Below are 20,049 nucleotides of genomic sequence, written 5' to 3'. Positions count from 1 at the left end.
CAGGAGGATACCATGCTGAAGACCCTGACAACCGTATCGATTGCAGCGCTGATTGCCGGCACCGCCCCGGCCCTGGCCGAGACGCTGAAGTTTGCCTATGCCAGCAATGCCACGCCCACCGTGGAAGCGATGCAGAGATTTGGCGAGCTGGTGTCGGAAAAGACCGGCGGCGCAGTCGACGTGATGTATTTCCCCGACAGCCAGCTGGGCGGCGAACGCGAGTTGGTGGAATTGGTCCAGGCCGGCACAATCGACATCACCAAGGTTTCGTCGGGCCTGATGGAGAGCTTCGCGCCGGTCTACGGCGTGTTCTCCATGCCCTACCTCTTCGACAGCGAAGAGCATTTCTACCGCGTCATGGACAGTGAAGACATCATGCAGCCGGTCTATGACGCCACCCGCGATCAGGGCATCGTCGGGCTGAGCTATTACAACAGCGGCGCGCGCAGCTTCTACACCAAGGACAAGCCGATCATGTCGGTGGCGGATCTGGCCGGGCTCAAGTTTCGCGTGATGCAAAGCCCGACCTCGATCAAGATGGTCGAGATGCTGGGCGCCACCCCGGTCGCGATGGGCCAGGCCGAGGTCTATACCTCGCTGCAACAGGGTGTGCTGGACGGTGCCGAGAACAACGAATACGCGATCACCGTGGCGCGGCATGGCGAAGTGGCCAAACACTACAGCTATGACGTCCACACCCGTATTCCCGACATCCTGCTGATCGGCACCCACACGCTGGACCGACTCTCCGAAGAGCACCGCGCGGCGGTGATGGCGGCGGCCGAAGAATCGACCGAGTTCCACAAGCAGGTCTGGTCCGAGGCCATCGAGGCCGAAAAGAAGAAGAGCGAGGAGGAATTCGGCGTCACCTTCTATTATCCTGACCTCACACAATTCCAGGAGGCTGTGGCTCCGATGTATGACGAGCTGAAAGCCGATCCCGAGAAAGCCGCCCTGGTCGATCAGATCCGCGGCGCGGCAGAGGGCTCGTAATGAAAGCGGCGCGTCGCTTCCTCGATCTGATCGTCGGATCGGCGTGCTGCCTGATCCTGGCGGGCATGATCGTCGTGCTCGCCTGGCAAGTGTTCAGCCGCTACGTTCTGAACACGCCGTCGGCGGTCTCCGAGGAGGTCCTGCGCTACGGCATGATCTGGTCGTCCCTTCTGGGGGCGGCCTTAGCTTCGGGCCGCGGCACGCACATGTCGATCGAGCTGCTGCGGGACAAGGCGCGGGGGCGGGCCCGGCTGATGATGGAGCTGCTGGTGCCGCTGTCCTTTGGCGCGCTGTCGCTGGCGGTGCTGATCCGCGGTGGGCTTCGAGCGATGGAGGTTGCCGGCACGCAGAAAAGCGCCGTGCTGCAGATCCCGATGACCTGGGTCTACGCGGCAATGCCCGTGGGCGGCGTCTTTATACTAATCTATGCGCTTCTCAACCTCGTCGATCTTCTGCGCGGTCAGCGCGCCTCGGTCGACGAGATCGACAAAGCCCTCGCGGCGGGAGATTGAACCATGGCCGGACAGGCAAGTCTCATTCTCATTTCGGTCTTCGGTCTGTTTGCCCTGCTGGGCGTGCCGCTGGCCATTTCGCTCATCGCCGCGGCGCTTGCCTCGGTGATGCTGGTGATCCCGCTCGACATGGCCTTGTTCACCTCGGCCCAGAAGATGGTGGCGAGCCTCGACAGTTTCTCCCTGCTGGCGGTGCCGTTCTTCATTCTCTCGGGCGTGATGATGAACTCGGGCGGGATCGCCATCAGGCTGGTCAACTTCGCCAAGCTGATCGCGGGCCGCATCCCCGGATCTTTGGCGCAGACCAATATCGCGGGCAACATGCTCTTCGGCTGCATTTCCGGGTCGGCCATCGCCGCCTCGACGTCGATTGGTGGCGTCATGGTGCCGATCCAGGCGAAAGAGGGCTATCACCGCGATTTCGCGGCGGCGGTCAATATCGCTTCGGCCCCCACCGGGATGCTGATCCCGCCGACCACCGCCTTCATCATCTATTCGCTGGTCTCCGGCGGCACCTCAATTGCGGCGCTGTTCGTCGGTGGCGCGGTGGCAGGGATGCTCTGGGGTCTCGGCCTCATGGGCATCACCTGGGTGGTCGCGCGCAGCCGCGGCTATCCGCTGGCCGAGGCGCCGAGCCTGCGTTACGCTTTGGACACCACTTTGGCCGCCATTCCCAGCCTGATGCTGATCGTCTTCGTGATCGGCGGCATCATCCTGGGCATCGTCACGCCCGTAGAGGCTTCGGGCGTCGCAGTGATCTATACCATGCTGCTGGCCTTCGTGATCCATCGCACCACGCCGATCCGCGACTTCTGGAAGTTCCTGCTGGAGACGGCGGAGATCACCGGCGCGATCATGCTGCTGCTCGCGGCCTCGGCGGCGCTCTCTTTCTCCATGGCCTTCACCGGCATTCCGGCGGCCGTCACCGCGCTGGTTCTGGGAATCTCGGAAAATCCCATCGTTGTGATGCTGATCATCAACCTCCTGCTGATCGTCATCGGCTGTTTTATGGACATCGGCCCGGCGATCCTGATCTTCACCCCAATCCTTCTGCCCATTGCGCAAAAGGTCAGCGTCGATCCGGTGCATTTCGGGGTGATCCTGATCTTCAACCTCGCGATCGGCACTATCACCCCGCCTGTCGGCACCGGCCTCTTTGTCGGCGCCAGCGTGGCCAAGGTGAAGGTCGAGCGCGCCATCGTGGCCCTTCTGCCCTTTTACGCGCTGCTCTTTGCCATCCTCATTGTCGTCACCTATGTGCCCGCGCTGACGCTGGCGCTGCCGCGCTGGCTGGGGCTCTGACGCCACAATCCACCCATACCGAAAGGACACATGATGCTTACCGTTGAAACGCGGCACGCCATCCACCCCGATCACGCCAAGGCGATGGACACCGAGGCGCTGCGGCAGAACTTCCTCGGCCAGGGGCTGTTCCGCGACGGCGAGATCCGCCTGATCTATACACATTACGACCGCTTCACCCTTGGCGCTGCAGTACCGAACGACGGTGAACTGGTGCTGGACCGGGTGGACGAGACCAAGACGCCCAACTTTCTCGACCGCCGTGAGATGGGCATCGTCAATATCGGCGAGTCCGGTACCGTCTCCGCCGCTGGCGAGACCTGGGAGATGGCGAAGGGCGACGTGCTCTACCTCGGCCGCGGCGCCGGGCCGGTGACATTTGCGGGGCAGGGGCGGTTCTACATCGCCTCCGCCCCAGCGCATGAGAGCCTGCCACACCGGCTGGTGACACTGGCCGATTGCAAGGAGGTCAAGCTGGGCGCGGTCGAGACCTCGAACAAGCGCACCATCAAGATGTTCATCCACCCCGAAGTGATGCAAAGCTGTCAGCTCATCCTGGGCTATACCTCGCTCGAGGACGGCTCGGTCTGGAACACCATGCCTGCGCATGTGCATGACCGCCGGATGGAAGCCTATCTCTACTGGGGCATGGCACCCGGGGCGCGCGTGCTGCACCTGATGGGCGAGCCGACCCAGACACGGCACCTCTTCGTTGCCAACGAGGAGGCGGCGATCTCGCCCACATGGTCGATCCATTCGGGCGCCGGGATCGGGGAATATACCTTCATCTGGGCCATGGCTGGCGACAACGTCGATTACACCGACATGGATCTGCTGCAGCCCGGAGACCTGAAATGAACCGCTTTTCACTGGAGGGCCGCCGCGCGTTGGTCACCGGCGCCAATACCGGCATCGGGCAGGCGATTGCCGAAGCGCTGGCGAGCGCAGGGGCGCATGTCACCTGCTCAGGGCGGCGAAGTTGCGACGAGACGGTGAGCCGGATCGTTGAAGCCGGCGGGCAGGCGGAGAGCCTGCGACTGGATTTCGCCGATCCTATGGCGGCGCGCGACGTATTCGAGGGGGCCCATTACGGCATCCTTGTCAACAACGCCGGCATTATCCGCCGGGCAGAGTCGGTGGACTTTACCGAGGCCGATTGGGACGCGGTGATGGACGTCAACCTGAAGGCGCTGTTCTTCACCTGCCAGGCCTTCGGCAAAGCCGTGCTGGCGCGCGAGGGGCGCGGCAAGATCGTCAACATCGCATCGCTGCTGTCATTTCAGGGCGGCATCCGGGTGCCTTCCTATACGGCGTCGAAACATGGCGTGGCGGGGCTGACAAAGCTTCTGGCCAACGAATGGGCGGCGCAGGGCATCAATGTCAACGCCATCGCGCCGGGCTATATCGAGACCGCCAACACCGCGGCGCTCCGCGCCGATCCCGAGCGCAGCAAGGCCATCCTCGACCGCATCCCTGCGGGCCGATGGGGCCAGGCCCAGGACATCGCCGACAGCGCGGTCTTCCTCTCCGCCCCGGCCTCGGACTACGTGCACGGCGCGGTTCTCAACGTCGACGGCGGCTGGCTGGCGCGGTAATCCGAAACGTCGGCAACTCTCGCGTCGTATCAATATCGGTTCTACCAACTTGTGCTGGGCGATGTCGCGGCCGTCCAGGCGCGACAGGAGCTGCATGGACCTGTTCCGCGAAATCGCCGCCGAGCAGTTAGAACTGCACACCGGCTCCGCCTGGCGCCCGCGCTCCGGCTCCACGATCAGCCACCGGGGCCTGACCTCGGCGATGATCGACAGCCGGGATTTCCTGAAGGCCCGCCGCCGCGCCGAGGCCGAGCAGCTCCTGCCCGAAGGTACCAAAGTGGCCCTGACCGGTGGCACCGAGTTTAACGATCACCAGCTGATCTGGGCCAAGCTCGACCAGGTTCGCGCCAAGTATCCCGACATGGTGCTGATGCATGGCGGCAGTCCGCGCGGCGCCGAGCGCATCGCCGCCAAATGGGCCAAGACCCGCAAGGTCACCCAGATCGCCTTCAAACCCGATTGGACCAAGCACGCCAAGGCGGCGCCCTTCAAACGCAACGACGCGATGCTCGAGGTTCTGCCGGTGGGCGTCCTGGTCTTCCCGGGCACCGGCATCCAGGAAAACCTCGCCGACAAGGCCCGCAAGCTGGGCATCCCGGTTTTGAAGTTCGGAGCGGGGGCGTAAGCGCCCTAATCCTCCTGTCGGAGTCGTTGGGCCATTTCAGTGTATCCGCGCCTTTCGGCATGTTGCAGCGGGGTAAGGCCTTCGCGGTCCGCAAGCGTTCGGTGGCCCCGGCATCAAGCAGGGCGTCGAGCACGGCCTGATGGTCCGGACCGCCATCGCCCAGCACCACCGCCTCCATCACCGCCGTCCAGTGCAGGTTGTTGACGTGGTCGAGCGGAGCGCCGGCGGCGATCAGGCGGCGGACGACCTCGACATGGCCGAGGTGCGCCGCGGCGATCAGCGCAGTGCCGTCATAAGGACTGGTGACAAGGCCGGGATCGTTGCCGAGTTCGATGGCCAGCGACATCAGCTCGGGATCGTCCGCCACCGCGGCGATGGTGACCACGTCATAAGCCTGATGCTCCAACGCGTTCATATCGGCCCCGGCCTCGGCAAGCGCGCGCAGGGCGGCATCCTGCGAGGCGAAGGCCGCGACATGGGCCGGGGTGCGGCCGCGGCGGTCATGGGCATTCAGGTCGGCGCCATTGGCGGCAAGCCGGCGGATGGCGGCGGTGTCACCCTCATGCGCGGCGCGGAACAGCCCGTCGTAGCTGGCGATTTCGCTGGATGACGGCGCAGTCTGTGCCGTGGCCGTCGCGGCAACAGCGGCGAGGAGAAGGGCGAAGATGAAACGCATGGCAAGACCTTCCATTCAAGGCAGGGAAGGGGCCGCGGCAGGTGCGCGCGGCTTCGTCTCGTTGACATATCATCAAGCTACGCCTGACGAAACTTACATAAAACGGATACCAGAAATCTGGCAAGTAACTGGCTTTATGACAAATTTTCAATCCCTTGGTCGAGATTCAACCAGTACCGCGTGTGACGTCGTTCACCGGTTCGGTTGAGCGCTCCCTTCTCGACCATGTCCTGCAGGTCGCGGGTCGCGGCTGCGCGTGAGGTTCCGGTGATCTTGATGTAGTTCTCGGCGCTGAGGCCGCCTTCGAATCCGCCAGGGCCTTCCCGAAACATTCGAGCGATGGCCTTGGCCTGGCGTTCGTTCAGCTGGTCTTTATGCCGATCGTAAAAGTGTACTTTGCTGATGAAGAAGCCCACGCGGTCGAGTGTGACCTGTTGGGCCTTCAAGACGACCTCCGCGAACCAGACGAGCCACTCGGTCACATCGAGCGTTTTTTGATGCTGCTCGAGCTGGTCGTAGTAAGCCTTGCGCTCCTTCTCGATGGTGAAGGCGAGCGAGATGAGGGTGGGCTGGCCAATATTCTGCGCCAGCGACTTCTCGGCGAGGGCCCGTCCGAGGCGGCCGTTGCCATCCTCAAAGGGGTGGATGCTCTCAAAATAGAGGTGGCTTAACCCCGCACGCGTCAGGGCCGGGAGCGGCTCTGCTACCCCCGGCCCGGTCTTGTTAAACCAAGCCGCGTATCGCTCCATTTCGGGCTTGACCCGCGCTGAGGGAGGCGCTTCGAAATGGATCGTCGGACGGTCGAGACGATCGGAAACGATTTGCATCGCCTCGGCGTGGTGTCGGTAGGTCCCGATGGTGTCCAACTGGCGGTCATGGGACAGGAGCATCCGATGCCAGCGAAATAAAGTCTCGTGGGCCACCGGGTCCGCAAAGCTGGAATAGACGTCGACCATCATTTCCGCGACGCCCTGTTCGCGTGGTTTGGTAGGGTAGCTGTCCGGATCACGCCCCAGATGGCGGCGCAGCGACGACTGGACACTGAGCCGGTCGAGGATTTCGACCTCGATGGCGCTCGTCTGTATCGCTTCCTCGCTGAGCAGTTCGATGCGGAGTTGCTCGCGCTCCGGCTGGCTGACATGATGGACTGCGCCGAGGATTTCCCCAGAAGACACGAGAAACTGCTGCTCGAACGGCTCCAAAGCGGAGGCGTCATACCGGAAATCCGGCAGCGTCCAGTTCCAAGCCATGAGGTATAGACGCCATTTCTATTACTCGTATTTAGATCTTTTATGAGGCATAGAAGTCAGCTCTATTGCTCGGAAGGACCTGCTTGGAGGGCTGTTCTGGTCATGGGGCTGGCAAGTGGCCCTGACCCGCGGCCCCGAATTCAACGACCACCAGCTAATCTGGGCCAAGCTCGACCAAGTCCGCGCCAAGTATCCCGACATGGTGCTGATGCATGGCGGCAGTCCCGATCCGCCGAGCGTGCATTTGCTGCACCTCGCGGACCCGAAGATCGCAAAAGACAAGTCGATCCGACCTCGAAGATAACAACAATTCTGCGGCGCAGCCCCATCTTCACCGAAACCTGGCATCAACAACCAGTTAAGCACGGCATGGCCTTGAGGTAAGCCTGAATGGCGTCCGATCAGGGGCTCGGCGGATCTGTCTGTCAGGCACGCTCAAATAGCAACCCTCTGGCGGACGCGATTTTCTTTCTTGGTCAAGTAAGCCTCGATTCCCTTGAGGTGCGGATTGTCTGGGTTCGGGTCTTTATTGCCGTCCTGACGAACCACCAAGACGTCGCCCATTTCCATCGCGTCGGCGGTTCCCTTTGGACCTGTCGATTACCAGATGGACCGCGATGGAGATACCGGAGCGCGGCAAGTGAGCCTCCTGACATTGCGTGACGTTTGCCGCAATCGCGCCCTGCTGACCGGATGCGATTGCGGTGTCCGGGCCAGCCACCTCATGCGCCTGATCGGAGGATTTGACGCCCGACGGCCGGAATGTTGACGCACAGGGCCGGGTCGCCGCGAGATCTCACCGCCGGGCACCAGCCACTCTGCAGATCGCTCGATACTGCCGTTCTGGTGCTGCCGCGGCGGAACAGTGCCTGTTCCTGCTTCGGGCGACATTCCCGCCTGCCTCAGCTGAGACAATTATAGACCCCTTCACGTGACCTTGCTGCACGACTTAGACGCACGGCGGTAAGTCCATGCCGTGATCGACCACCTCCGCCGCATCCGGAGCGCCCGCGATTTGCCCGAGGGCGAAGGAATGCACCAGCCGGGACGTGTCATGCAGCTGCTGCGGGGCACCCGTGATCGGGCGGCCCGTCGGTGTCGAGCAGGTGAAATCCCGGTTCGGGCCGCAGGCAGCGGCGGAAGAAGGCGAACTGCGATGCGGCGTGCCGGGCCAGCCAGTCGCGATGGACGGGGTCTTGCAGCCAGCGGGTCTCGGGGTCCGGGGCGCCGAGCGAGGGAGGGTCAGTCATCGGACCTCCTGATTGGCCGGGATCTGCGGATGGGGTCATGTCACGCATCCTTGCAGCTGTGCAGCGCCGCTTGGCAGATCGTCTCGCGGTCGACGCCGAAGAACCGGCGCAGGTTCTCGCGGTTGGCCGAGCGGCCAAAGCCGTCGGTGCCGAGCACGGTCATCGGCGCGTCGACGTAGGTCGCGATCTGCTGCGGCACGGCGCGGACGTAATCGGTGGCCGCGATGATCGGCGCGGGGCCGGACAACAGGCGGCTGACATGGGCCGGCCCGGGGTCTGCGCCCGCGCGGGCCCGGCGGTCGACCTCTGCGCCCTCGCGGGCCAGTTCGCTGAAGGAGGTGACGGAATAGACCTCGCTGGTGATGCCATGCTCGGCGGCCAGCGTCTCGGCGGCGGCAATGACCTCGCGCAGGATCGTGCCAGCGCCCAGCAGCCGTACCTGCGCCGGGCCCTCGCCGTGGGTCGAGTGGCGGTACATGCCGCGGATGATGTCCGCCTCCACGCCTTCGGGCAGCGAGGGTTGGGCGTAGTTCTCGTTCATCACCGTGATGTAGAAGAACTCGTCGCGCCGCTCGTCGATCATCCGGGTCATGCCGTATTCCATGATAACCGCCAATTCGCAGGCAAAGGCGGGGTCGTAGGCGCGGCAGTTGGGGATCGTCGCGGCGATCAGCTGGCTGGTGCCGTCCTGGTGTTGCAGCCCCTCGCCCGACAGGGTGGTGCGCCCGGCGGTGGCGCCCAGCAGGAAGCCGCGGGCGCGCTGGTCGGCTGCGGCCCAGATCAGGTCTCCGACACGCTGAAAGCCGAACATCGAGTAGTAGATGTAGACCGGCAGCAGCTCGGTATCGTGGATCGAATAGGCGGTGGCGGCGGCGGTCCAGGACGAAATCGCGCCGGCCTCGGTGATGCCCTCCTCGAGCAGCTGGCCGCTGGCGGATTCCTTGTAGTAGAGCATCGAGCCTTTGTCCTGCGGCTCGTAGAGCTGGCCGTCGGGGGCATAGATGCCGATCTGGCGGAACAGGTTGTCCATGCCGAAAGTGCGCGCCTCGTCGGCCACGATGGGCACGATGCGCGGCCCCAGCACCTTGTCCTTGACCAGCGCCGAGAGCATGCGGACGGCGGCCATGGTGGTGGACATGGCCTTGCCGTCGGCGTCACGGGCGAAGCCGGCATAGGCCTTGGGCGCCGGCCGTGCGAGTGGCGGCGCCGAGGGCTGGGTGCGCCGGCGCGGCAGATAGCCGCCAAGCGCGCGGCGGCGGTCGCGCAGGTAGCGCAGCTCGGGGCTGTCCTCAGCGGGGCGATAGAACTCCAGCGCCCGCGTCGCCGCGTCCGACAGCGGCAGGTCAAAGCGGTCGCGGAAGGCCAGCAGCGCCTCCTCGTCGAGCTTCTTGGCCTGATGCGCGGTCATCCGGCTTTCACCCGCGCCGCCCATGCCGTAGCCCTTCTTGGTCTTGGCAAGGATCACCGTCGGCTGGCCTTCATGCGCCTTGGCAGCGGCAAAGGCCGCGTGCAGCTTGCGCATGTCATGCCCGCCGCGTTCGAGCCGGTGGATCTGTTCGTCGCTCATGTCGCGCACCAGCGCGGCGGTTTCGGGGTCGGCGTCGAAGAAGGTGGCGCGGTTGTAATCGCCGTCCTTGGAGCCGAGGGTCTGGTACTGGCCGTCGACGGTTTCGGCGAAGCGGCGCAGCAGCACGTGGTTGCGGTCGCGGGCAAACAGATCGTCCCAGTCGGAGCCCCAGAGCACCTTGATCACGTTCCAGCCGGCACCGAGAAACAGCGACTCCAGCTCCTGGATGATCTGGCCATTGCCGCGCACCGGGCCGTCGAGCCGCTGCAGGTTGCAGTTGACCACGAAGGTCAGGTTGTCCAGCCGCTCGCGCGCCGCCAGCGTCAGCCCGGCAATCGATTCCGGCTCGTCCATCTCGCCATCGCCGAAGACGCCCCAGACGTGCCGCCGCCGGGTCTGCGCCAGACCCCGCGCCTCGAGATAGCGCATCATCCGCGCCTGATAGACCGCCGAGAGCGGGCCGATGCCCATCGACCCGGTCGGCACCTGCCAGAAGTCCTTCATCAGCCAGGGATGCGGGTAGGAACACAAGCCCGGTCCCGGCACCTCCTGGCGGTAATTGGCGATGTCGGCCTCGCTCAGGTGGCCTTCGAGAAAGGCGCGGGCATAGATGCCGGGGGCGGAGTGCGGCTGGAAATAGACCAGATCGCCCGGTCCGCTTTCGGTATCCGCCTGAAAGAAATGGTTGAACCCGGTCTCGAAGATCTCGGCGGCCGAGGCGTAGGAGGCGATATGCCCGCCCAGCTCGCCATAGGCGCGGTTGGCCCGCACCACCATGGCCAGCGCGTTCCAGCGGATGATCGAGGTGAGGCGCCGCTCCATCTCCAGGTCGCCGGGATAGGCGGGCTGGGCGGCGGCCGGGATGGTGTTGCGATAGCTGGAAAACGGCAGGCCCTGCGGCGTGACGCTGTGGATGCGGGCGCGGTCCTGCAACCGGGTCAGCACGTATTGCGCGCGCTCCGGCCCGCAGGTGCCGACGAGGCTGTCGAGCGCTTCGATCCATTCCCCGGTTTCGATCGGGTCGATGTCGGGGGACAAGGGGAACACGGGGGACATTGGCTTGTTCATGGCGAACCTCTGGATGAGCGGAAGAGAACGGGGCGCCTTGGGCGCCTCGCCGGGTCTCTCAGGGGGTTTCGGGGGTCGCGGTTCAGGCCGCGAGGGCAGGTTTGCGGCCCAGCGCGGTGCCGTCCGCGGCAAAGAGATGCAGGTTCTCGCGTTGCAGCCGCAGCCCCAGCGGTGCGCCGGGCGTCATGGCGATATTGCCGTGTACCCGCACCATCAGCCCGCCCTGATGCTCGGTCCGGACATAGATGTTGGTGTCCGATCCGAGGTGTTCGACCACATCGGCCTTGGCGCGGATGTCGCCCTGCGCGGGGTCGACCACGTCGATATGCTCGGGGCGGATGCCCAGCTCGACGGTGCCAAGGGTGGCGATTTCGCGGCCGAGGTCGAGGGTGGCGCCCTGCGGCAGCCGCACCCCCGCCTCGTCCGGCGTCGCGGGGAGGACGTTCATGGTGGGAGAGCCGATGAACTGCGCGACGAACTTGTTGGCGGGGCGCTCGTAGAGCTCCAGCGGCGAGCCGACCTGCTGGATGCGGCCCGCCTCGAGCACCACGATCCTGTCCGCCAGGGTCAGCGCCTCGACCTGGTCGTGGGTGACATAGACCATGGTGGATTTCAGCGCCTGGTGCAGCCGCGCGATCTCGAGCCGCATCTCGATGCGCAGCGAGGCATCGAGGTTCGACAGCGGCTCGTCGAACAGGAACGCCCGCGGCTCGCGGATGATGGCGCGGCCCATGGCGACGCGCTGGCGCTGGCCGCCCGAGAGCTCACGGGGATAGCGGTCGACCAGTTTCTCCAGCCCCAGCACCTTGGCGGCCTCGGCCACCTTGCGGGCGCGGTCTTCCTTGGGGGCGCCGGCGATCTCCATCGAAAAGCCCATGTTCCGGCCCACGGTCATATGCGGGTAGAGCGCGTAGGACTGGAACACCATGGCAATGTCGCGGTCGCGGGGGCGCACCTCGTTCATGCGCGCCCCGTCGATGGTGAATTCGCCACCCGAGATCGGCTCCAGCCCCGCGATCATCCGCAGAAGCGTGGACTTGCCGCAGCCCGAGGGGCCGACGAGGACGATGAATTCGCCGTCGTCGATGGCAAGGTTGATGTCGCGCATCACCTCGACACTGCCATAGCTCTTGGTGACGTCTTTGAGTTCCATTCTGGCCATGATCGCCTCCGTTATCCCTTGACCGCGCCGGACGTCAGTCCCTGCACGAGGTAGCGTTGTATGAAGATGAAGAAGAGACAGCTGGGGATCAGTGCCAGCGTGCCCGCCGCCATCATCTGCCCCCAGTCCACCGAGAATTTCGACACGAAGGTCAGCAGCCCCACCGGGAAGGTCATCGTGTCGTTCTTGGAAATCAGCATGAGCGCGAAGAGCAGCTCGGACCATGCGGCGGTGAAGACAAAGCCCAGCGTCGCGCCAAGCCCCGGCAGCGTCAGCGGAAAGACCACCTTGCGCAGCGCCTGAAACCGCGTGCAGCCGTCCATCATCGCCGCTTCTTCCAGGTCTTCGGGGATGCCGTCAAAGAACGACTGCATCAGGAAGGTCGCGAAGGGGATGTTGAAAGCGGTGTAGACCACGATTAGGCTGACCAGCGAATTGAGCAGGCCCAGCGAGGCCACGATCTTGTAGATCGGCGCGATGATCATCAGAAGCGGGAACATCTGGGTGATGAGCAGCAGCGCAATGATCACCTTCTTGCCGGCAAAGCGGAACCGCGAGAAGCAATAGCCCGCGCCCGCCGCCACCAGCGTGGTGCCCGCCGCCGCGCCCAGCGACACCACCAGGCTGTTGGCGAAGTAGCTCAGGAAGTCGCTTTGCAGCACCGCCGCAAAGTTCTCGAGGGTCAGCGCCGAGGGGATCATCCGCGTGCCTTCGGAATAGATCAGCGCATCGGGCGTCAGCGCGATCTTGACCAGCCAGTAAATCGGGAACAGCGCGAAGAGCAGGTAGAACCCGATGGCGGCGTATTTGCCGGTGGTTCTCAGCGCCGAGGGTTGGGTGAGCGTGGACATGCGAGCCTCCTCAGACCTTGACCAGCTTCTGACGCACGACGAGCAGGATCAGCGCGTAGATCAGCAGGATGAACAGAAGGGCGACCGCGATGGCCGAGGCATAGCCGAAGTCGAGCTTGCGGAAGGCCGTGGTGAAGACATAGGACGACAGGATCTCGGTCGATCCGGCCGGGCCGCCGCCGGTCATCACGTAGATCATGTCAGCGAAGTTCGCGATCCAGATGGTGCGCAGCATGACGGTGATGGTGATCATCGGCGCGAGGTAGGGCAGCGTGATCTTGGCAAAGCATTGCCAGTCGCTGGCGCCGTCCATCTCGGCGGCCTCATAAAGCTCGCCCGGAATGGATTGCAGCGCCGCCAGCAGGGTGATGGCAAAGAACGGCACGCCGAACCAGATGTTGGCCAGGATCGGCCCCCACATCGCAAGGCTCGGATCGCCGAGGATGTTATAGGGCTCGTCGAGGATGCCGAGGGCGGCCAGCCAGTGCGGGAACGGGCCGATCACCGGGTTGAACAGCCAGGCAAAGGTCAGCGCGGTCAGGAAGGTCGGCACCGCCCAGGGCAGGAACACCAGCGCCTGAAACAGCCGCTTGCCGGGAAAGGCGGTGTTGAGGATCAGCGCGAGGCCGAGGCCCAGCGAGAACTGGAAGGCGAGCGATCCGAAGGTCCACCACGCGGTGTTCTCGATGGCGCGCCAGAACTTCGCGTCGGTCCACAGGTCGATGTAGTTCTCGAACCCGACCCAGCCGGTGTCGAAGGGTTTCAGCAACGCGATCGACTGGAAGGAATAGGAGATGCCGAAGATCAGCGGAAACAGGATCACCGCGCCGATCAGCACCAGCGCCGGGCCGATATAGAGGTACGGCTCGACCATATAGCTCAGGTAGAAGGAGCGTCGCGCCCAGGGTTTCCCGGGCACGACTGTATCGGTGAGCGAGGTCATTGCTCCGACTTCCATTCGGCGTATTGCTCGGTCAGGAAACCCGCCCATTCATCGGCGATCTCCTGCGCGCTGCGTTGCCCCAGCAGCGCCTCCTGGCTCGAGTCGAGCGCGATGGAGTCGGCGAAATAGCCGAATTGTTCGAGGTAGCTGGGCATGATGGTCGGCACGTAGTCGGCGCTTTCCATGGTCTCGAACCAGCCGGCGAACTGCTCGGTCTTGAAGTGCGGATCCTCGTCCGCGCCCTCGTGGATCGGGATCACGCCGACACGCTTGGTCCAGGTGGCGTTGGCCTCGGGCGACGACAGATGCGCGACGAGGTCAAACGCCTCGTCCTCGTGCTCGGTGCTGTTGAAGATCGACCAGCCGACGAAACCCATGGTCGGGAAGGCCTTGCCCGAGGGGCCGACCGGCATCGGGATCACCGCGAAATCCTCGGCCGGCATCCGCTCGGCCACAGCGATCAGCGCGTCGGGGTCCTGATCGAGAAAGGCGCAGGTGCCCGAATAGAAACCGGCGACGATCTCGTTGAAGCCCCAGTTGACGCTGTCGCGCGGCGCGTTGCCGTCTTGGTACATGTCGATCAGGAACTGGAGACCTTCGACCGATCCCGGCTCGTTGATCCGGCTCTGGCCGTCCTCGGTGAAGAATTCGTTGGTGCCGTTCATCGCCGCCGCCATCATCACCCAAGCGTTCAGCCCGCCGGGCCCGCCGCGCAGGCAGTAGCCCGACTTGCCGTCCAGCGCCGAGACAGCCGCAGCGGCCTGGCGGAATTCTTCCATGGTCTTCGGCGGCGCATCCACACCGGCCTCGTCCAGCAGCTTCTTGTTGTAGAACATCGCCCGCAGATAGAAGCCGTAGGGCAGCATATGCGCCTCGCCCCCGGCATAGCGTGCCATGTCCATGGTCTTGTCCGACAGGGTGTCGCCGTGTTCCCACCCCGCGATGTGCTCTTCGAGGTTCACCAGCTTGTCGGCCCCGGCATAGAGCGACAGCCAGCGTTCGGGCATTTCGACCACGTCGGGAATGTCGCCACCGGCCACCATGGTTGCCAGCTTCTCGAAGGCCTGCCCCCAAGGCAGCGAGACGATCTCGACCTCGACGCCCTCGTTTGCGGCTTCATACTCGTCGACCAACTCCTGCAGCACTTGGGTACGCTCGGGGCTGGTGATCACCTCGACCAGCTTCAGCCGGGTCTCGGCATAGGCGCCAGAGGCCATCAGCGCGGCGGTCAGGGCCGTCGGCAGAGCAATAGGTTTCATGGGGGTCTCCTCCTGTTGGTATTCTTGGAATGGTTCAGACGCGCGCCGCGTCGAGCGCGGTGCAGAAATCGGCCCAGAGATCCTCGGGCTCCTCCAACCCGAGGCTGAGCCGGACAAGCCGCTCCGGCACGCCGAAATGGCGCATCGGATTCGGGTCGGCGGCCTGTGCGAGTCCCACGCTGGCGGGCAGCACGAGGCTTTCGAAGCCGCCCCAGCTGACGCCCAGCCGGAACAGGCGCAGGGCATCGGCAAAGCGGGGAATATCGACGGTCTCGTCGAACTCGATGGACATCAGACCCGACCGGCCCTTGAGCGTGCCTCCCTGGCCCGGCGCATGCACCGCGCGCACCTCCGGACGGCTGACAAACCGGTCGACGAAGAGATCGGCAGCGCGCTGGTGCTGGGCGATCCGGGCGCTCAGGGTACGCAGACCGCGGGTCAGCAGGAAGGCCTCGAAGGGCGCGAGCTTGCCGCCAAACAAGGTCAGCGCATGGGCGCGGATGCGGGCCGCGATCTCGGCGCTGGTGCAGACAATGCCGGCCACGGTGTCGGAATGGCCGCCGATGTACTTCGAGGCCGACTGCAGGGACACGTCGATGCCATGGGCGATGGGCGTCTGCAGCACCGGCGTCGCCCATGTGTTGTCGATCACCGTCAGCGCCCCGTGGCGGCGGGCATGCTCGGCCACGCGGTCGAGATCGAGCGTGCGCATCATCATCGAGCCGGGGCTTTCGAGATAGGCCAGCCGCGCACCCTTGAGCAGGTCGGGGTCGGTCTCGAACGCCTCGGGATCGTGATAGGTCACCTCGACGCCGCAGGGCTTCAGATGCGTCTCGATCAGGCGAAAGGTGTCGGAATAGACATGGGTGATGCAGGCGATCCGGTCGCCGGGCGCCAACAGCGACAGCAGCGTGCCCGAGATCGCGGCCATCCCCGAGGCAAAGCCGATGCCCTCCTCTGCCCCTTCGGCGCGGGCCATCATCTCTTCGAAAGCGCTGACCGTCGGGTTCTGGACCCGGGTGTAGATCGGGCTGTCGGACCGGCCGGACATGCGCGCTTCGAAGGCGGCGTAATCGTCGAAGGTAAAGAGCGAGGTCTGCACGATCGGCGGCACCGCCGCGGCGATCCCGCCTGCGGCATGGTAGGGCTCGGCCAGCAGCGTGGCGATGTCGAGGCCGGTCTGGGGCAAGCGCTTATCCACGGGCGGTCTCCATCTCGCGGGCGACCTCATCGGCGACGATGTCGAGGATCTCGGCCATCACACGGCCGGCCTGCTCTTCGTCGCCCGCGGCGATCGCCTCGGCCAATGGCCGGTGCATCGGGATCGTGCTCTCACCCAGTTGCGGCTTGCCCAGCGGCGCCGGGTACACGCTGTCGAAAGCGCGTTGGATCTGCTCGATGAACTGACCGAAAAGTGGATTGCCGCTGGCCTCATGGATGGCGTGGTGAAAGCGGTGGTCGCTGCCGCGCCAGTCCTCTCGCGCCTCAAAGACGGCGAGCAGTTCGGTCATCCGCGCGACGATCTCGCGGCGTTGCTGGTCGCTGGCATTGCGCGCCGCCAGGCGGGCAGCCTCGATCTCCAGCGGCCGACGCACGGCGTGGGTCCGAAGCAGGCTCTCGGCCTCGATCTTCAGGGTCAGCGGCATGTGGATCGCACCGCGCGACACCTCGGCCGCCAGCACCGTGCCGGCCCCCTTGTTACGCGTCACGATGCCCATCTTCTGCCAGGACATCAGCGCCTCGCGCACTTTCGAGCGGCTGACCCCCAGCTTGCGCGCCAGCTCCACTTCGGGCGGCAAGCGGTCACCCACTTTCAGCCCGGCGACCTCGACCAGCTCGGCCAGCGTATCCATCACGTCGCGCCCGGTCTCGAGCCGTCGGGCGTGCGACAGCATGGCGTCGGCTGAAGTGGAAATTTCGGTCATCTGGTCTGAACTCCTTCACGTTGAAAGCATCATCGAATCAATGTCGGACAAAGTCAACATTTATGTCTGACATAGATATGATCGAGGGCGGACAAACCTGGCCCATGGGAAGCAAGCCTTTGTAAACGAGTTAACTTTCGGAAAATTCACCACTAGGATGTTGTCCTGTTGTCGCCCGACTGACGGCCTACAATCGGATCCAATATCACCAGCCACACTGTCTTGCTGCGCGCGCCCGAAAACCTGATGTTGAGCTATGGGAACGTACCGGAAACGATTTCGATGCCGACAGCGCGGACATCGTTGCTGACGCGGTGACGAGAAGCCGCCGGGTCCTCAGCAAGACTTTGAGTTGGCCGCTGGCACAAGAGATCAGACAGGTTCACCGCTCTGTTTTCGCGCGGTGAATCATGACATTCTGCTGAAATCAATGGGTCCTGAGCCCAACCAACCAAGCACCTATCAATTCGTTAAGGCTGCCATACGAAAGACCAATAAGCTCTGGCGCCTTGGAGCTACAATCGCGCGGCCGATTCCTGCAACTGCTCTCGCATTGTGTTCTTAAGGACCTCAGGGGCGGCGATCTCAACCACCCCTCTCCATCTGAACAGACGCCAAGCCAGTTCGACGAATCCGCCGGAGCAAATGCGACTTTCAGACGTCGCGCGGCTGCTGCGCTGAAAAAGGTTCCCGCACAGAGCGATCACGATCACCGCTGCGGCGGGCTGATCGCCGGTTCTCGCAGATCCTCGCCGAGGCACCGGCAGATATTTGCCGGACGACCTCGCCCTCGGTGCGGACTACGAAACAGGTTGGAACGAGACCCTGTTGCGACGGTTCTACCCTCCGAGACCGCCTGGGCCCACTCAGCAGATAACTGTCCCGGCCGGTCAGAACACTGAAGGAGAGGAATCATATGTTCATGAAATCCAAGAGCCTCGTCGCTGCCACAGCCCTCACCGTTGCCGCCTCAGGCGCCCTTGCCCAAGGCCAGGAAGGGCTCGTCAACGTTTCCGTGGACGACAACACCGTGCAGGTGCCGGTGAGCGTCGCAGCCAATGTGTGCGATCTCGATGTCAATGTGTTGGCCAGCCAGTTCGTGGGCTCCGACGAGACCGCGTGCGAGATCGATCAGGAAACTGCTGCCGAGAACGGCATCGGGACCGGTTCGAATGGCGGGTCGGGCACTGGCAATGGTCAGCAGGAAGGCCTCGTCAATCTCTCGGTCGACGGTAACACCGTTCAGGTGCCGGTCGGCGTGGCCGCCAACGTCTGTGACGTTGATGCCAACGTGATCGCCGAACAGTTCAAGGGCTCCGACGAGACCGCGTGTGAGATCGATCAGGAAACTGCTGCCGAGAACGGCATCGACACCTCGGGCCCGCGTGACAGCGACATGACTGACGCAGCAGATGCGGCCGAGGATACGGCGGAGGACGCCGAAGAAGCTGCAGAGGATGCACAGGAAGACCTCGAAGAGACCGTTGATGATGCGAACGACGACTGATCCGTTCTGATCGACAGCAGGAGAGCGTTCGGCCCCCTTGGGTCGGGCGTCCTTCTATGCAGGGTGAACCGAGCCGATGTTTGAACGTCCGGTTCGGGGACTCTGCGCTGCCGCATCTGAGTAGCCCGGAAAGTCAGCACTGGGCCGGAATTACACTTCGACCAGTCGCCAGAACCCGTGTTTTCGACCGTGGTCCTGCTTTAGCACTTCGAGAAATTCCGAATGCGTTGGTTGGTCGGCATAATCCGTGATGGCGGCATCGCGGGACTGGCATTCGGCCAAGTGGCGCGCCGCGTGGCGATAGCGCTTGGACTTTCCTCCGTTCAGCGTGTCCAGAACCATCGCGCGGCGCATCAGCGTGGCGGCGAGCGGATGCTCGGCTTCGAGCGCGTCAGCCGCCGTCGTCAGGGTGGTATAGGAATTTCCGTCCACCTCTCCGGCCCGTGCCAGAACGGTCCGTGCCGCGCGGTCGTGAGACGGCCAGTCCACGAGGAAGCTGATCGCGGCGCCGAGGTGCGGGTAGGCCTCAGCGAAGTCCAGAGCGGCCTCTTCGGCCTCGATGTCGTCGAAATCGGGCAGCAGTTTCAGATACTTCCGAAGGCAGGGCGCGCTGAGGGTCTGCTCGAATGTCGTCCACAGATGGGCCTTCAAGTCCTCCGTCTTGCCCTGCCGTTCAAGGCATTCTTCATAGACCGCGTCGAGATCGTAGCGGAACATCCGGAACGACTTCCCGTCTTCGGCTGCGCGGGAACGGGTGACGATGTCAAAAGCCTCGTCGACACGTCCGGCGTCCAGCAAGCGCCGGGCCACGTCGGGGGCGATGGTGCCATAGGTCAGCTGTTCTGCGGAATAGCGGGCGATGTAGGCGTCGACATCCCCCTGCGCGTCCGCGACGTCGGCCAGGATGATCGACAGCGTCGCCTGCTTGTTGCGGCGCACGCTGTCTTCGGCAGACGACATGAGGCCGTAGCCCCGGTATTGCTCGAGCTGATGCTCGGTCGGTGGCGCCTCGGCCCAGGCTTGTGTGATGCGCTTGAGATGCTCAAGCCCCTCCTGGCCGAGCGCCTCCGCAGTCGCGGGAATGATCCCGTCGAACTCGCCGTAGCCGGCCTCGGCGACCGCGTCGAGAACCCCTTCAGCCAGCGCAGTCCGGTCCTTTGAAATTCTGGGCGAGATCTCCGCGATCAGGGCCACCGCATGGCTCATGACGCCACCGATCGCGCCGTTGCTGACATCGGTGCGTTCGTGGATCGCGGGGGCCAGTTGCAGGAAGGACCAGAGCAGCTCAAAAGCCTCGTCCGGATCCTGCGGGGCGATTGTAGTCTCGATCATGCCCAGCAGACCCTCGAGATCCTTGACCAGCGCCCTTTGCTTGCGCCAGTCGACAAAGCTGGTCGCGCGGCGCAGCGAGGCGAAGCGTTTGCGCAGATCGGCGGCAACCTCGTGGGGCCCCTGGGCGGCACTGAGTTCCATCCGCGCGCGACGCTGCAAAGTCGCGCTCCCCTTAACCAGGTCCATGACCAGCGCGGCGAGGCTCGCAGCGCCAAGTTTCTCGAGGTTGGCC

At 64.3% G+C, this 20,049-nt stretch carries 16 protein-coding genes and 3 pseudogenes; 8 read left to right on the top strand and 11 right to left on the bottom strand.

All coding sequences use genetic code 11. The annotated features are described in order from the left end of the window. Positions 1–12 precede the first annotated feature (12 nt). The 6 genes and pseudogenes from VOI27_RS20540 to VOI27_RS20515 form a co-directional block, all read left to right on the top strand. Positions 13–993: a TRAP transporter substrate-binding protein gene (locus VOI27_RS20540; RefSeq protein ID WP_323768056.1), complete on the top strand. Its 981-nt coding sequence runs from the start codon at positions 13–15 to the stop codon at positions 991–993. Further along, the gene (locus VOI27_RS20535) at positions 993–1,505 is read left to right on the top strand and encodes a TRAP transporter small permease (protein WP_323768054.1); all 513 of its coding nucleotides are present in this window, start codon (positions 993–995) and stop codon (positions 1,503–1,505) included. Before VOI27_RS20540 ends, VOI27_RS20535 begins: the two co-directional genes overlap by 1 nt. A gap of 3 nt (positions 1,506–1,508) precedes the next feature. Next, on the top strand, positions 1,509–2,807 hold the full coding sequence (locus VOI27_RS20530; RefSeq protein ID WP_323768052.1) for a TRAP transporter large permease: 1,299 nt from the start codon (positions 1,509–1,511) through the stop codon (positions 2,805–2,807). Between the two features lie 33 nt (positions 2,808–2,840). Next, positions 2,841–3,665, top strand: a complete 825-nt coding sequence (kduI, locus tag VOI27_RS20525) for a 5-dehydro-4-deoxy-D-glucuronate isomerase (protein WP_323768094.1) — start codon at positions 2,841–2,843, stop codon at positions 3,663–3,665. Continuing rightward, positions 3,662–4,402 (top strand): 2-dehydro-3-deoxy-D-gluconate 5-dehydrogenase KduD, encoded by a 741-nt coding sequence (kduD, locus tag VOI27_RS20520; protein WP_323768050.1) that lies wholly within the window; start codon positions 3,662–3,664, stop codon positions 4,400–4,402. Before kduI ends, kduD begins: the two co-directional genes overlap by 4 nt. An 85-nt stretch (positions 4,403–4,487) precedes the next feature. Then, positions 4,488–5,027: pseudogene (locus tag VOI27_RS20515) on the top strand (DUF2493 domain-containing protein); the annotation flags it as partial. Between the two features lie 163 nt (positions 5,028–5,190). On the opposite strand, the pseudogene VOI27_RS20510 reads toward VOI27_RS20515, so the two are convergent. Together VOI27_RS20510 and VOI27_RS20505 are read right to left on the bottom strand one after the other, a co-directional pair. Further along, a pseudogene (locus VOI27_RS20510) lies at positions 5,191–5,703 on the bottom strand (ankyrin repeat domain-containing protein); the annotation flags it as partial. A 134-nt stretch (positions 5,704–5,837) separates the two neighbouring features. Next, positions 5,838–6,953, bottom strand: coding sequence for a Fic family protein (locus VOI27_RS20505; protein WP_323768048.1), 1,116 nt, complete (start codon positions 6,951–6,953; stop codon positions 5,838–5,840). A gap of 106 nt (positions 6,954–7,059) precedes the next feature. On the opposite strand from VOI27_RS20505, the pseudogene VOI27_RS20500 reads away from it, so the two are divergent. Continuing rightward, positions 7,060–7,179, top strand: a pseudogene (locus VOI27_RS20500) (DUF2493 domain-containing protein); the annotation flags it as partial. A gap of 826 nt (positions 7,180–8,005) precedes the next feature. On the opposite strand, the gene VOI27_RS20495 reads toward VOI27_RS20500, so the two are convergent. The 8 genes from VOI27_RS20495 to VOI27_RS20460 form a co-directional block, all read right to left on the bottom strand. Continuing rightward, positions 8,006–8,203, bottom strand: a complete 198-nt coding sequence (locus tag VOI27_RS20495; RefSeq protein WP_323768046.1) for a hypothetical protein — start codon at positions 8,201–8,203, stop codon at positions 8,006–8,008. A 40-nt stretch (positions 8,204–8,243) separates the two neighbouring features. Beyond that, entirely contained in the window at positions 8,244–10,826 is a 2,583-nt protein-coding gene (mdeB, locus tag VOI27_RS20490; RefSeq protein WP_323768044.1) for an alpha-ketoglutarate dehydrogenase, read from the bottom strand. A gap of 94 nt (positions 10,827–10,920) precedes the next feature. Then, complete coding sequence (locus VOI27_RS20485; RefSeq protein WP_323768042.1) at positions 10,921–12,000, bottom strand: sn-glycerol-3-phosphate ABC transporter ATP-binding protein UgpC; 1,080 nt, start codon at positions 11,998–12,000, stop codon at positions 10,921–10,923. 11 nt (positions 12,001–12,011) lie between these two features. Then, on the bottom strand, positions 12,012–12,851 hold the full coding sequence (locus VOI27_RS20480; protein WP_323768040.1) for a carbohydrate ABC transporter permease: 840 nt from the start codon (positions 12,849–12,851) through the stop codon (positions 12,012–12,014). 10 nt (positions 12,852–12,861) lie between these two features. Beyond that, positions 12,862–13,794, bottom strand: a complete 933-nt coding sequence (locus tag VOI27_RS20475; RefSeq protein ID WP_323768038.1) for a sugar ABC transporter permease — start codon at positions 13,792–13,794, stop codon at positions 12,862–12,864. Continuing rightward, positions 13,791–15,053: a sugar ABC transporter substrate-binding protein gene (locus VOI27_RS20470; RefSeq protein WP_323768036.1), complete on the bottom strand. Its 1,263-nt coding sequence runs from the start codon at positions 15,051–15,053 to the stop codon at positions 13,791–13,793. The genes VOI27_RS20475 and VOI27_RS20470 overlap by 4 nt, the downstream gene beginning before the upstream one ends. 34 nt (positions 15,054–15,087) lie before the next feature. After that, on the bottom strand, positions 15,088–16,254 hold the full coding sequence (locus VOI27_RS20465) for an aminotransferase class I/II-fold pyridoxal phosphate-dependent enzyme (RefSeq protein ID WP_323768034.1): 1,167 nt from the start codon (positions 16,252–16,254) through the stop codon (positions 15,088–15,090). Further along, on the bottom strand, positions 16,247–16,978 hold the full coding sequence (locus VOI27_RS20460) for a FadR/GntR family transcriptional regulator (RefSeq protein ID WP_323768032.1): 732 nt from the start codon (positions 16,976–16,978) through the stop codon (positions 16,247–16,249). The genes VOI27_RS20465 and VOI27_RS20460 overlap by 8 nt, the downstream gene beginning before the upstream one ends. Before the next feature lie 916 nt (positions 16,979–17,894). On the opposite strand from VOI27_RS20460, the gene VOI27_RS20455 reads away from it, so the two are divergent. After that, on the top strand, positions 17,895–18,485 hold the full coding sequence (locus VOI27_RS20455; RefSeq protein WP_323768030.1) for a hypothetical protein: 591 nt from the start codon (positions 17,895–17,897) through the stop codon (positions 18,483–18,485). A gap of 150 nt (positions 18,486–18,635) precedes the next feature. Here VOI27_RS20455 and VOI27_RS20450 read toward each other — a convergent pair. Continuing rightward, a partial coding sequence (locus VOI27_RS20450) for a DUF6880 family protein (RefSeq protein ID WP_323768028.1) occupies positions 18,636–20,049 on the bottom strand: 1,414 nt, incomplete at its 5' end.

It is taken from the genome of Marinovum sp. (assembly GCF_034669705.1).
Classification (GTDB): Bacteria; Pseudomonadota; Alphaproteobacteria; order Rhodobacterales; family Rhodobacteraceae; genus Marinovum.
This window is presented reverse-complemented; position numbering and strand designations above follow the sequence as displayed.

Bases quoted from the DNA above. Each gene is read 5' to 3' on its own strand.
- VOI27_RS20460 (WP_323768032.1), bottom strand. From the start codon at position 16,978: ATGACCGAAATTTCCACTTCAGCCGACGCCATGCTGTCGCACGCCCGA.
- VOI27_RS20530 (WP_323768052.1), top strand. From the start codon at position 1,509: ATGGCCGGACAGGCAAGTCTCATTCTCATTTCGGTCTTCGGTCTGTTT.
- VOI27_RS20475 (WP_323768038.1), bottom strand. From the start codon at position 13,794: ATGACCTCGCTCACCGATACAGTCGTGCCCGGGAAACCCTGGGCGCGA.
- VOI27_RS20535 (WP_323768054.1), top strand. From the start codon at position 993: ATGAAAGCGGCGCGTCGCTTCCTCGATCTGATCGTCGGATCGGCGTGC.
- kduD (WP_323768050.1), top strand. From the start codon at position 3,662: ATGAACCGCTTTTCACTGGAGGGCCGCCGCGCGTTGGTCACCGGCGCC.
- VOI27_RS20505 (WP_323768048.1), bottom strand. From the start codon at position 6,953: ATGGCTTGGAACTGGACGCTGCCGGATTTCCGGTATGACGCCTCCGCT.
- VOI27_RS20495 (WP_323768046.1), bottom strand. From the start codon at position 8,203: ATGACTGACCCTCCCTCGCTCGGCGCCCCGGACCCCGAGACCCGCTGG.
- VOI27_RS20480 (WP_323768040.1), bottom strand. From the start codon at position 12,851: ATGTCCACGCTCACCCAACCCTCGGCGCTGAGAACCACCGGCAAATAC.
- VOI27_RS20455 (WP_323768030.1), top strand. From the start codon at position 17,895: ATGTTCATGAAATCCAAGAGCCTCGTCGCTGCCACAGCCCTCACCGTT.
- mdeB (WP_323768044.1), bottom strand. From the start codon at position 10,826: ATGTCCCCCGTGTTCCCCTTGTCCCCCGACATCGACCCGATCGAAACC.
- VOI27_RS20470 (WP_323768036.1), bottom strand. From the start codon at position 15,053: ATGAAACCTATTGCTCTGCCGACGGCCCTGACCGCCGCGCTGATGGCC.
- VOI27_RS20540 (WP_323768056.1), top strand. From the start codon at position 13: ATGCTGAAGACCCTGACAACCGTATCGATTGCAGCGCTGATTGCCGGC.
- VOI27_RS20485 (WP_323768042.1), bottom strand. From the start codon at position 12,000: ATGGCCAGAATGGAACTCAAAGACGTCACCAAGAGCTATGGCAGTGTC.
- kduI (WP_323768094.1), top strand. From the start codon at position 2,841: ATGCTTACCGTTGAAACGCGGCACGCCATCCACCCCGATCACGCCAAG.